Genomic DNA, 12,749 nt, shown 5'->3' on the forward strand with positions numbered 1-12,749 from the left:
CCGGTTTGCCCACGCGAGGGTGCCGGCTTGTCCGTTGACTAGCGCAGGTCTCTGGCACTTGCGCAATGGTAGTCGCAGGCGTCTCGCATTGCGAGCCAGACTACGCCGCGACGACGTTGGCCATGAAACGGTCAAGCTCCGCGCGCAGGCGGTGGCTCGCCTCGGTTAGTCCGCGCGCTGATTGCAGCACGGCGGAAGCCGCCGAGCCGGTCTCGCTTGCTTCGCGATTGACCTGCTCGAGATTGGATGACACCTGCGCGGTGCCAGAGGCCGCCTGCTGCGCGCTCTGTGCGATCGCCTGTGTCGTCGCGGTCTGCTGGTCGACGGCGGACGCGATCGAACCCGAGATGGCGGAGATATCGCCAATGATGCCGGCGATCGACTTGATCGCGGCAATCGAATCTCCGGTCGCTTGCTGCATACCTTCGACGTGAGAGCCGATCTCCTCCGTCGCACGGGCGGTTTGGCTTGCAAGCGACTTCACCTCGGCTGCGACGACGGCAAAGCCGCGGCCCGCCTCTCCGGCGCGGGCTGCCTCAATGGTGGCATTGAGCGCGAGCAGATTGGTCTGCTCTGCGACCGCTGTAATCAGCTTCACGACATCACCAATCCGGTGCGAGGCTTGCGCGAGCGTCGCGATGCGGGCGTCCGTGCTCTTGGCCTGGGCTACCGCATTACCGGAGATCGCATTCGAGTTGCGGACCTGGGTGCGAATATCATTGATCGACAGCGACAGCTCCTCGGCCGCCGAGGCGACCAAACCAATGCTGCTCGACGATTCTCGCGCGGCGCCGACCACCGCGTTGGTCAGGCCCCCTGTCGCCTCCGCATTGCGTGACAGCGTTGATGCTGCTGCTTCGAGTTGCTGAGCAGAACCCGAAATGCCGTTGACGATGTCACCCACCGCGGCCTCAAAGCCGCCAGCGAATTTAGCGAGCTCAGCGCGCCGCAGCTCGGCCGCCGACCTGTTACGCTCTTCGATCTCCGCAGCTTCGCGTTCGGCGCGCTCAATGGCTTGCCGCTTGAAGCTCTCGACCGCGCCAGCCATCTTGCCGACCTCGTCGTGCCGACCGAGCCCCGGCAGCACGATCTCATAGCGGCCGTTTGCCAGCTCGATCATCGAGCTGCACATCGCGATGACAGGTTTTGCGATACCGCGTCCGATCGCAAAGGAGAGCACGAGGCCAATTGCAATCGAGGCGAGCGCAAGGGCAACCACTACCGATTGACCGTGGATGATTTGCACCGCGGTCTTTTTCTCGGCATCAGCCTGCTCCGCCAAAGCCACTCGCTTCAGAGAGGCGGCCGCCCCGGATAGTCCGTGACGCAGCTTCCACATGTCCGCCATCAAACGATCGATCTCTTGGCCTGCGGCCTCCACTCGGGCGAACCCATCTCGGTAAGACGCGACGAGCTCGTCGAGCGCCTGTCCGCCGACGTCCGGCGAGCGACGCTCTCGCACGATCGCACCTTTAAACCCTTCTATTCTCTGTAAGACGTCCCTCGCGAGGACTTCATCGTGGAGCTTCAATTCTGTCGTTACGAGGCGATCGATCGTATCGAAACGCTCAATGATATTTTCTGCTTGAGCGCCCGGCGCCTTCACCTGATCGAGCGCGGTCCGGATGACGTGCGCCTGTCCGCCCATCGTGGCTGCCGAGCGATCGATCCCGGCGCGCAGCGCCAACACTTTGTTGAAGGAATCGGTATAGGCGCGGTAGGCTTCGAACAGTTCCTTTATCGACTGCTGCCAGCTGAGAGTTGCAGTCTCGGTTTTGGCTGCCGTGATCGTTCGCTCGAGCAAGCGTCGCGCCTCTTCCGCGGCAGCTTCCGCCTCCTTTATGCCCGTCAGGGCGTAATAGCGCGCGTTGCTCTGGTATGCCGAGAGCGAGCTGTCGATTTCGCGCGCATAATCCGATTCCGACATGCTGATACGATAAACGTCGAAGCCGTCGAGGATCGCCTCATAGCCAAACCAGGCGCCCGCCATGGTGCCCGCCGACAGCAGCAGAACGATAGCAAATCCCATCATGATTTTCAGGCGAATTGACAGGTTGGCGATGACTGGCTCGCTTTTCGGCAAGCTCATGGCCGCTGCATTCATCCGGCCCTGTGTCTGGAAGACGCCTGCCCGGCGCGATGCGCCGCCGCGCCGAATGAAGCTCAAATCCATATCGCAAATACCCGGTTCGCTGGAGCTGGAAATGAGCAAACGATGTGCCGTCTCTCCTAATCATCGGTAAATTGCAGCGAGCTGCCGCGCAGCAAGTGTCGTGCGCCGGGTAAGGAAGCTCGCTGCTCATGCAGGGAAAAAGACCGCGAACCCACGTGGATGCAGCGGAAAATAGCAAAGAGGTTCAATAAAGATATGAAAGCAGGATTTCCACCTGCGGTTAAAGCGGGTTTCCAATTCTTCGTTGCGTAGGGCCGCTGAAGCGTGAAGAAAAAAATTGCAGGGCGGTGATTTCGCGCCGGCATGCGCGCGATATTCTCGATGGCATGCGCTGATTCGTTTGTTCGCTGCGTCGAATCACTCTCAATGCAGGAGCATGCGATGACGAAAATCTCGGAGATTCCGGGTACGCTGGACGCCGTCGGCGCCGTCGGCACGGATCGCCAATCAATCTATGTCTATGAGGCACCGGTACGGATCTGGCACTGGTTAAATGCGCTAACGATCTCTCTTCTGGCCGTTACCGGTTATCTAATCGCCTCGCCGCTTCCCTCGATGCCTGGTGAAGCTAGCAATTGGTACACGATGGGCTACATCCGATTTGTTCACTTCGCGTCGGGACAGGTGCTCGCCTTCGCGTTCCTTTATCGCGTCTACTGGGCGTTCGTCGGCAACCAGTATGCCCGCCAGTTGTTCGCGTTTCCGATCTACAACCGGATCTGGCGCTGGGGCCTTTTGTACGAGCTGCGATGGTACCTGTTCCTAGTGCGCTACCCGAAAAAATACGTCGGCCACAATCCTTTGGCCAATACTGCGATGTTCTTGTTCGTGATTGTGATGATCCTGATGATGCTGACCGGATTTGCACTTTACGCTGAGGGCGAAGGTCGCGACAGCTTATGGTATGCGCTGTTCGGCTGGTGGTTCTCGATCTTCCCAAACAGTCAAGACGTGCATACAGTGCACCATCTCGGCCTCTGGTTCATTGTGACTTTCGTCATCCTGCATGTATATGCTGCCGTGCGCGAGGACATCGTGTCGCGTCAGAGCATGCTATCGGCCATTATTACCGGCGAACGGACGTTTCGCGACTCGCGACCTGACTGATATCAGAATGTGCCCGCTAGGGTCACTCGGACGGTCAAGGGTTCGACCGGGTGAAGCACATAGTCCATCACACCAATGGCACAGACTGGCGCAGGGGCGGCATTGGCGGCACAGAGATTGTAAAGTTTGTCCGTCTTCAGCAGGGAGCCATAGGCATAGGTGATCTGGTTCGCCTTGCTGTTGAGGAGGTTGAGCAAATCGAGCTGGAGGCGCCAGCCCTTGTCGGTGCGGTAGCCGATCCGCGCGTTGAAGATGCCGGTAGGTTGCGATCGGAAGGCGTTGTCTTCCGTCAGCGGACTGGAGGCGAGATAGCGCCAACGCAGGGCGCCGAACCAGCCCGTCTTCGCGCCGAGCGAGATGCCGGCGGACGCCATCATGGTCGGTGCGTTAGGGATATAGTTGCCGGGCGCGTTGCCGATCTGCGCGGCGGGATAGCCGGCGAGTGAGGCATAAACCTCCGCCTGGTCGCTGTCGTAACCGCGAAAGCGCGCATGGGTCATCGCGAGATCGGCGTCGACGTCAATCCAAGACCGTGGGCGGTAATGGTTGGTCCATTCGAATCCATAGCGGCGGCTCGCGCGCGCCGTCGTGGTATCGCCGGCATCGCCTGAGAACAGGATCTCGGAATCCTGGTCGAGGACGAAGAGGCTGAGCGAGGTGTCGAGATCCGGGACGATCCTCGAACGCACGCCGACCTCCGCGCCCCTGGTGCGGACCAGCAGCGGCGAGCGCGGCAGCTTTGTCCCGGGATCGCTCGGATCTTCCGTCGTCGTCGCACCCCGCGCGTCGTTCGAGTGCATGCCATAGCCGGCGCCGAAAAAGAACTCGGTCTTGTTAAAGGGACCGACCACGATGCGAAGCTTGGGACTTCCGATCGTAGCGTTGGCATGGCCTGAGTTGTTCGCATCGAACAGCGACGTCACGTCGGCCGCGTAATAGTCCCCGCGCCAACCGACCGTGGTCCTCAGCCAGTCCGAAAAGTGCAACGTACTCTCGGCGTAAGCGCCGATGCTGCCTTCCCCGACCTTATCGCTGCGTACGTTGGACAGGAAACTGCGCCGGTGGGTGTCGGTGAGCGCGAGATCGATGGCGTCGTAACGGGACTGCAGGCCGAAGGTCGTCTGCATCGGCAGCCCAGCGAATGAGCCATCCATCGTCCGTGCGATGTTAGCGCCGGCCATTAGGCGGCCGTCGTGCTGGTGAAATTGGTCGCCGACAACGGGATTGGCCAGGAAATAAGTGAAGTTATTGTAGAGATCGAGCTCGCTCTTGACGACATAAGCGTTCGCCTTCCAGGCCCCGGAATTATCGCTCTGCGCCACGCGCGCCGACAGGGCAAAACGGTTTGCGTTGCCGCCGTCAGTCGGGTCTTCAGATCCAAACCGATCCATCAATCCGTCCGTCATGGCGCGCTGCGGCACCTGATCGGTCGAATTCCATCTGTTGGCGTAAGCCATGCCCGTGACCGACACGCCGTCGGTGGCCGTGCCCTGACTGTAGCGCAAGAGCCCATTGAGCTTGCGGAGGTTGTCCGGGTTGTCCCAGGGGCCGTTGTAGGTCCCAGCCTCGCCGGCGAGGAGCAATGTCCCATCGCCGAGCCTCGTCGAATCCATGCCGAGGAAGCGGCGATATCCAAAGCTGCCGGCGGTCATCTGCGCTAGCCCCTTCACCGTGCGGTCGATCAGGCCGATATGCACGGCGCCGGCCGAGGAGAAGTCGCCTTCATCGGCGAAGTAAGGCCCCTTCTTTACCTCCATGGCGGCGATCGCTTCAGGAATCAGCCAATTGAGGTCGGCATAGCCCTGGCCGTGGGCGTGAGTGCGCATGTTGGCAGGCACATCATCAACATAGATCGCGAGATCCGTGCCATGATCGAGATTATAGCCGCGCAAGAAGTACTGGTTCGCTTTGCCCTCGCCGGAATGCTGCGTCACAATGAGCCCCGGTACAGCTTCGAGCACTTCGCCCGGGCGCATCACGGGCCGCGCGTTGACGTCTTCGCCTGATACTGTGATCTGGCTTGCCATGCTCGACGCGGGAGCCAAGGCCGCGCTGCTCTTGGCCGATACCGCTGAGGCTTGCCCGCCCAGCTGGCTACTGGACCCTATGCCGAGCGCTCGATCCGAGCGTGGCGTTGGAGCTCTTCGCGGTCGCCGTGGGATCTCCTCACGAGTGACTATGACTGCAGGCAAGGTGTAGCTAGTCTGGATATTGTCTCCAGAGCTAGGTTCAGCGTCGATCATGAGGGCGCAGATGCTTAGTGCTGCAATGCTCGTCCAGCGGGCAAAGACGGCAGGCTTCGAGCGGCTCGACAGCATCGCTGCAGCCGCTAAGTCGCGCGTGATGTCGGCAAGGCGGTTCGAGTGGTCTTTCCCTTCCATGCAACGCGATACAGCAGGAGAGATGCTAGCCAGGCGAGAGCGAACAATGACATCACGCCGAAGCCTAAGATGGCTTGTGATCCCTTGAGGCGATCGACGAGGCTCGAAAGGGCACCCGTGAGCTCAAGCTGATCGCTGATCAGGCCAAGCGTTTCCACGCTGCCGATGAACAGCGCAATCGCGACTGAGGCACCTGTGATTGTCAGATTGTACCAAAGCTTTCGGGCCGGATCGACGAAAGCCCAGCGATAAGCGCTGGCCATAAATGCTGAATCCAAGGTATCAACCAGGGACATTCCGGCAGCGAAAAGTGCAGGAAAGACTATGGCCTGCCAGAGCGACAGGCCGCGCGCAGTCTCAGAGGCAGAGAGGGAGAGCAGGCCAATTTCGGTCGCCGTGTCGAAACTTAATCCGAACAGGAATCCGAGCGGATACATGTGCCAGCTTTGCGTCACAATTCGGAAGATCGGGCCGAGCAAATGCGAAAGAAGACCGCTTCCGGCTAGGGGCGCATCGAGTAATTGTGCACCGTAGACGCCGCTGGCCTGCGCTGCACGCATTGTGCGCCACAAGTTTGCGAAGATCGCAAAGTTGACGGCGGCCACGCCGAGCAGGAAGACGGCTGAAACCGAGGTTCCGAGAAGGCCGCCCAAGTTTTTGAGCAAACCCTCTCCGCCGAGGGTCATGACGCCGGCGGCAAGCAGGATCATTGAAGCGAGAACGATCGTGGAATGGCCGAGCGCAAAGTAGAGACCTGCAGTTTCGGAGGCGCGGCCGGCATGCATCAGCTTCCGCACGACATTGTCGATTGCCGCAATATGATCGGCATCCACGGCATGGCGCAGACCGAACACCCAAGCGAGCAGCGCGGTTGCCATTACCGACGGCTGACCGGCGAACAGCGCAACGGCCCAGCCCCAGGCTGCAATGTTGGTCAGCGTCAGCCCTGCCAGCAACAAGACAGTTCTCAACTTAAGGCCTTTCAAGAGGCCACTTCGTGACGTGACCTGCCCCATGCGGCGCCACTCCCCTGGTATGATCTTTTTGTCGAACTCTCATACCCTGAGCAATATTCAGGCCAAGTAAGACCATGGCGTAAAAGGGCGCCAAGCGATTGCACTTGCAAAAGAATCCCTGTCGATAGCGAGTTACGCCTTAAAATAGGCGATGCCGCTCGCAAACTAACTAACCATATTCGGCAAGGTACTTCCCATCCCTGAAGAAACGTATTCGTAGTTCAGCAAAGGCTCGCAAGGGCGCAACTGGCTTGGCCAATGGTCCGCCGTGCTTTGACCGGATTTTCTTCAGCTTTGAGGCTTGAGCGGGCCGCAGCAGAGACTGCTGACAGGTGAATGTGGCTCATCGGTGGTTGCAAAGTTCTCATTTGCCGGCCGCTTCCGCCTCACAGCAGAGTGACGCCAAAAGCAAATACATCGAGAGCTTTTGGGGGGAAGGCGTGTTTTACCAAGGCGAAATCGCGTTCGTGCCTATCGGGCAGCGCGGCCTGAGCGCGGATGGCCATCCCCAGAAGACACTCATCTGTTCGTTCGACAGCCCTCCGACGGTGCGGCAGTCGACGTCCAGCATGGGTAACCGGTCGACGCGCCGAGGCAAAAGCTCCGGGGCCACCTTGGCGGCTTAGGATTGCTCAAATGAAGAGGAGGAAGGCATGAAGTTCAGGACATTGTTGGGCGTGGCCGCTATCCTTGCGCTCACAGGTGTATCGGCTCCTGCCGCTGATAAGGATGCCGCCGACATTGCTGTCGAAGCAGCAAAGAAATATGCGGGCACGACGATCAGTATCGTCTGGGAGGCGGGCCTTCAATCGCTCGACCCGCTCAACTATTCGGGTCCGAAATGGGAGAAGCTCACTGGCATCAAGGTGAAGGTGGTCGAGGTGCCGACCGACCAGATGTTCACCAAGATCATGCAGGATTTCAAGTCGGGCGCCGGGGCCTATGACGCACTGAACGTCATTCCATCCTGGATGCCCGACCTGGCCCGGGCCGGAGCGCTCGAGCCCCTGGACAAATATGTCGACAAGTTCGGCTATCGCGACGAGTTGCAGGACATCGCCGCAGCCTATCGCGACAACCAGATGCAGTATGACGGCAAGATCTTCGGCTTCCCGGACGACGGCGATGTGATGCTGCTCTACTACCGCAAAGACATTTTCGAGGATCCGAAGATGAAGGAGGGGTTCAAGGCCAAGTTCGGCTACGAGCTCGCTCCGCCCAAGGATTGGAAGCAGCTTGACGACATCGGACAGTTCATCACTGACAAGATGGCGCCCAAGGTCTATGGCGCCGGCTTCTTCCGAACTGCGCCTTATCCGCAATACATGTTCCAGGAACGTTTCCGCATGGAGGGCGGCAAGTTCTTCAATGCCGATACGATGAAATCGACGGTGAACAGCGATGTCGGCCTGAAGGTCTTCAAGCAGATGTTGGCCGAGAACAAGTTCATGCCACCAGGCGTGGAGCAATGGAATTTCGTCGACAACTTGGCCGCGTTCCTCCAGGGCACCACCGCCATGACGATCTCCTGGCCCCCTTATGGGCGTTGGGCCGCCGGCTACGGCTCGGGCGAGGAAGCGCTGAAATGGGTACCCAAATCGCAAGTCGCCGGCAAGGTCGGGTATGCGCTCACGCCCCTCGGTCGCCCGGAGCTTGGCGTCGGTTTCGACCTGTCCGTCTCGGCCACGAGCAAGAACAAGGAGGCCGCTTATCTCTTCATCCAATGGCTGAACAGCAAGAAGACCAGCCTTGAGCGCGTGCAGCTCCCCTATACGCTCCGCGATCCCTTCCGCCTGTCGCACTACGCGAGCGAGAAATACCGTGCGCTCTGGCCTGATGCTCCTGCCTATCTCGACACGATCAAGACATCTGGCGAGAAGGGCCTGCTCGATCTCTCCCTGCTGCAGCAGGACAAGTACGACGAGGCGATGACCAAGGCCATTTCGAGCCTCTGGGCCGGCGAAGATCCGAAGACCATTCTCGACCGCATGGCGCAGCAGTTTGATGCCATCACCGAGAAGGTGGGCATTGAAAACCAGAAGGCGGTTTATAAGGTCTGGGCAGCAAAACCAGGCGCTTATCCGCAATAGTTGGCTTGGAGGGCGCGCGGGAGGCACCGCCTCCCGTGCGGCGCGATTCCTGGATTGATGATGACGTTCTCTTTAAGCTTTAATGGCACTGAACATCGCCGCCCGAGCCGGCTCGGGCGTGTGCTCGAGGACCGCCTACCCTATCTCATCGTTGCGCCCGCAATATTGGTTCTTCTCCTCGTCGGCCTCTTTCCCCTCATCTACTCGTTGATCGTGAGCTTCCAGCGCATCACGATGACGGACAATGATACGTCTTTCGCCGGCTTGCTGAACTATGCGGAGTTGTTCAGAGATACCCGTTTGTGGGCATCGCTCGGCCACACCGCGATCATCACAGCAATCGCCCTGCCTCTCGAGCTACTGATCGGCTTCCTGATGGCGCAGCTCTTCATCGACCGCATGCCCGGGCGCCAGCTCTTCGTCGCGCTCTTGGTGCTGCCGACGGTGATCTCTCCGATTGTTGCTGGTGCGACCTGGCGCCTGTTGTTCGACGTCCGCTTTGGTCCCATCGGTGAGATACTCAGCTTTTTCGCCGGCGAACCGATCCGGATCCTGTGGACCGTCAACCCTGCTTACGTCTATCCGGCGATCATCATCTGCGAAGTTTGGCAGTGGTCGCCGTTCATGTTTCTGCTGCTGCTCGCTGCGTTGTCCAATGTCGATCAGTCTCAACTGGAGGCTGCTGAGATCGATGGGGCATCGTATCTGCGCGTGCTTCGCGCGATCATTCTGCCGGCGATCGCGCCCGTGATAGCTGTTGCATGCCTTATCCGCGGCCTCGACCTCGTGCGCATCTTCGACATCATCTGGGCCCTCACCGAAGGCGGGCCGGGCTCGATGACCGAGACGATTTCACTCTACACCTATGTGCAGGGCTTCTCGCAATTCGAAACCAGCTACACCGCCGCGATCTCCTTCCTGGTGATTGCGCTGCTCACTCTCATTACCACGCTTGTCCTCAAGCGCATGGAGATTGCGCGATGAGGCTGATGAAGCTGCCCACCAGGAAGGGGCGCGTTCTGGTGCTACGCTATATCGGCGCCGGCGTCGTCACTTTGCTGTTTCTATTTCCGGTTTATTGGCTGTTTATGATTTCGTTCAAGACGCCGGACGAGATCTATCACGTGCCGCCATTGTGGATGCCTGGGCAGATCCAGTTCTCGAATTATTATGTCCTATTCAAGGATGGTGACGTCATGGCCATCCTGAACAGCCTGATCGTCGCCGGCGTTAGCTCCGCCATTGCCATCATTCTTGGTACCCTATGCGCCTACAGCCTCGCCCGCTTCGGCACGGGTGGCGAGAACCTTGCGATGTGGATCATTTCCCAGCGCATGATCCCGCCGATTGCGGTCGTCTTCCCGATCTTCCTCATCTACGTCTATTTCGGTTTGGTTGACGGCTACTTCGGCCTGATCGTGCTCTATACCGCGTTCAATCTGCCCTATGTCATCTGGATGATGCGGGGTTATATCGTTGATGTTCCGCTCGAGCTGGAGGAAAGCGCCCTCGTCGACGGACTGAACCGATGGCAGGTCATCTGGAAAGTCGTCTTCCCGATGGTGCGCCCGGGGCTCATGGCGACTTCGGTCTTTACTTTCGTGTTCGCCTGGAACGACTTCCTCTTCGCGCTGGTGCTCACGCGTACCGAAGTGATCACTTTTCCGGTCATGCTGACGCACTATTTCGGTGGCCAGTCGAACTTCTGGGCCAAAATCGCGGCGATGTCCGTCCTGGGGACTTTGCCGATCTTCGTCGCAGTTACGGTAATGCAGCGCTATCTCGTGCGCGGCATCTCGCTCGGCGCCGTCAAAGGTTGAGGAGATTAGAGTGGCCGACGTCAAGTTGACCGGAGTGCACAAATACTACGGTAACGTGCATGCCGTTCGGGGACTAGACTTAACCATCAGCGATGGCGAATTCGCTGTGCTCGTGGGTCCGTCAGGCTGCGGCAAGAGCACGCTTTTGCGGACGATCGCCGGTCTCGAAGATCCGGACGACGGCACGATCGCGATTGGCGGCGCTATCGTCAACGATCTGCGTCCGCGCGAACGCAACATTGCGATGGTCTTTCAGAACTACGCACTCTATCCCTATTTAACCGTCAATGAGAATATCGCGTTCGGCCTGCGCGCCCGCAAGACGCCAGAAATCGAGATCAGGAAGCGGGTCAGCGAAGCCGCCGAGATGCTCGGCATCGGCAATCTCCTCCAGCGTTATCCACGTCAGCTCTCCGGTGGACAGCGTCAACGCGTCGCGATCGGACGGGCCATCGTTCGCAAGGCGGATCTTTTCTTGTTTGACGAGCCGCTCTCGAATCTGGACGCCCAATTGCGTGACGAAATGCGAACCGAGATCAAGCGTCTGCATCACGAGATCACCACCACAATGATCTACGTTACACACGATCAGGTCGAGGCGATGACGCTGGCGGATCGTATCGTGCTGCTACGCGATGGAAAAATAGAGCAGCAGGGAGCTCCACTCGAACTGTTCGAGCGGCCGCGAACGGGCTTCGTGGCGGGCTTCCTCGGCTCTCCTTCGATCAATCTCATACCGGCAACCCTGACGGCGATGAATGGCGGGCTTTCTGTCGTTTTCGGTTCCGGAGAGTCCCTGACTGTGCCGCCTGCGAAGGCCACTGCCCTTTCTAGCGTGGCGGGACGTGAGGTCATTGTCGGCATTCGGCCTCAGCATTTCGGCCGAGCCGGCGACGGACCATTGCGCGATGGGGTGGTGCCCTATTCAGCGGTCGCCGATCTCATCCAGCCTACAGGTACTCGTACCTTCACGACCATCAAGATCGGCGGAGTAGACGCAGTCGCGGAGCTGCAAGCACATGATGTTCAGAGCCATGGCGAGCGAATCCAGCTCGCCATCGACCTCAATCGGATGGTGCTGATCGATCCGGCCACAGGCTCGGTCATCGCCTAAGCGCAAGAGTTCGCAAACCCAACAACGGGATGCAGGGGGAAAAGCATGGCATCGAGACTTTTTGCTAGCGGAATCGGAGCGCCCGAGGGGCCAATCTGCCTCCCCGACGGATCGATGTATGTCACGGAGATGTCCGCATCGACGTTGTGCATCACGCGGCTCGATCAGCGAGGCAATCGCAGAGTGGTTCGCGCGACGGGCGGCCGCCCGAACGGACTGACGACGGACGGCCACGGCCGCATCTGGATCGCGGAAGCGGGCCTGCGGGCGCTGATTTGCATCGACCAAGCCGGAAACGAGATCCGGCGCATGCAGGGCGAAGGCGCCGATCGCTTTCTATTTCCGAATGACCTCTGCTTCGGCCCCAACGGACTACTCTACATGACTGATTCAGGCATGGCGGCTGAGGATTTCATCAACGGGCAGGCCTTCGTCGAGGGCTATATGGACCTTGATTGGGACGGCCGCGTCTACGAAATCGATCCCGCGGCCATGAAGGTCCTTCGCGTCCTCGATCGCAAGATCCGATTCACCAACGGGATTGCTTTCGGGCCCGACGACCATCTCTATGCCAACGCATCGTTCACAGGCGAAATCTACCGCTATGACGTACTCGGCAAGCCAATGCCTGAACGTGTTGTTTTCGGCAATGTGCTGCAGCCCGACTCCAATCCTGACTTCAAGGGGCCCGACGGGATGGCTTTTGGCACCGACGGCCGGCTCTATTGCACAGTCTATAATCAGAAGAACGTCACTGTGCTCGACCGCGGCGGCAACGTCGTGGACCGGCTCATGCTGGATGGGCCGCAACCGACAAATTGCGCCTTCACGATTGAAGGCAAGAAGTTGCGCGTGACAGAGGTCGGCAAGGGCCAGGTTGAAGAGCTCGATGTGCCCTGCGAAGGGGTGCCTCTACATCTGCCTAAATTCGGTTAAGGTTGGAAACTCGTTTCCGGTCGGCACGCGGCACTTGGCACAGAGCAACTAGCTGGTGCAGGCCGCAGATGAGTTGGCGGCAGCTCGCGGTCTTAGCATTTCGCGACGGCGC

The 12,749-nt window shown here is 59.4% G+C and carries 9 protein-coding genes; 6 read left to right on the forward strand and 3 right to left on the reverse strand.

Annotation, left to right across the window (positions count from 1 at the left end; translation table 11 throughout):
* Nucleotides 1-100: 100 nt before the first annotated feature.
* Nucleotides 101-2,173 (reverse strand): methyl-accepting chemotaxis protein, encoded by a 2,073-nt coding sequence (locus XH90_RS38470; protein ID WP_128930142.1) that lies wholly within the window; start codon nucleotides 2,171-2,173, stop codon nucleotides 101-103.
* Between the two features lie 381 nt (nucleotides 2,174-2,554).
* Here XH90_RS38470 and cybH point away from each other — a divergent pair, with 381 nt between their 5' ends.
* On the forward strand, nucleotides 2,555-3,280 hold the full coding sequence (gene cybH, locus XH90_RS38475; protein WP_128929508.1) for a Ni/Fe-hydrogenase, b-type cytochrome subunit: 726 nt from the start codon (nucleotides 2,555-2,557) through the stop codon (nucleotides 3,278-3,280).
* A gap of 2 nt (nucleotides 3,281-3,282) precedes the next feature.
* Here the strand turns inward: cybH and XH90_RS38480 are convergent, their stop codons facing one another.
* Nucleotides 3,283-5,307 (reverse strand): TonB-dependent receptor, encoded by a 2,025-nt coding sequence (locus tag XH90_RS38480; protein WP_128930141.1) that lies wholly within the window; start codon nucleotides 5,305-5,307, stop codon nucleotides 3,283-3,285.
* A 302-nt stretch (nucleotides 5,308-5,609) separates the two neighbouring features.
* Nucleotides 5,610-6,677 carry a HoxN/HupN/NixA family nickel/cobalt transporter gene (locus XH90_RS38485; protein ID WP_128929507.1) on the reverse strand — a complete coding sequence of 356 codons (1,068 nt, stop codon included), beginning with the start codon at nucleotides 6,675-6,677 and terminating at the stop codon, nucleotides 5,610-5,612.
* A gap of 653 nt (nucleotides 6,678-7,330) precedes the next feature.
* Between XH90_RS38485 and XH90_RS38490 the strand changes: the two genes are divergently transcribed.
* The 5 genes from XH90_RS38490 (at nucleotide 7,331) to XH90_RS38510 (ending at nucleotide 12,637) form a co-directional block, all read left to right on the forward strand.
* Complete coding sequence (locus XH90_RS38490; protein ID WP_128955162.1) at nucleotides 7,331-8,767, forward strand: sugar ABC transporter substrate-binding protein; 1,437 nt, start codon at nucleotides 7,331-7,333, stop codon at nucleotides 8,765-8,767.
* A gap of 57 nt (nucleotides 8,768-8,824) precedes the next feature.
* Nucleotides 8,825-9,751 (forward strand): carbohydrate ABC transporter permease, encoded by a 927-nt coding sequence (locus tag XH90_RS38495; RefSeq protein ID WP_128969536.1) that lies wholly within the window; start codon nucleotides 8,825-8,827, stop codon nucleotides 9,749-9,751.
* 5 nt (nucleotides 9,752-9,756) lie between these two features.
* The gene (locus XH90_RS38500; protein WP_164939082.1) at nucleotides 9,757-10,587 is read left to right on the forward strand and encodes a carbohydrate ABC transporter permease; all 831 of its coding nucleotides are present in this window, start codon (nucleotides 9,757-9,759) and stop codon (nucleotides 10,585-10,587) included.
* 10 nt (nucleotides 10,588-10,597) lie between these two features.
* Nucleotides 10,598-11,701 (forward strand): ABC transporter ATP-binding protein, encoded by a 1,104-nt coding sequence (locus tag XH90_RS38505; RefSeq protein WP_128929503.1) that lies wholly within the window; start codon nucleotides 10,598-10,600, stop codon nucleotides 11,699-11,701.
* A gap of 309 nt (nucleotides 11,702-12,010) precedes the next feature.
* Entirely contained in the window at nucleotides 12,011-12,637 is a 627-nt protein-coding gene (locus tag XH90_RS38510) for an SMP-30/gluconolactonase/LRE family protein (protein WP_347338575.1), read from the forward strand.
* Nucleotides 12,638-12,749 lie beyond the last annotated feature (112 nt).

Source organism: Bradyrhizobium sp. CCBAU 53338 (assembly GCF_015291665.1).
Taxonomy (GTDB): domain Bacteria; phylum Pseudomonadota; class Alphaproteobacteria; order Rhizobiales; family Xanthobacteraceae; genus Bradyrhizobium.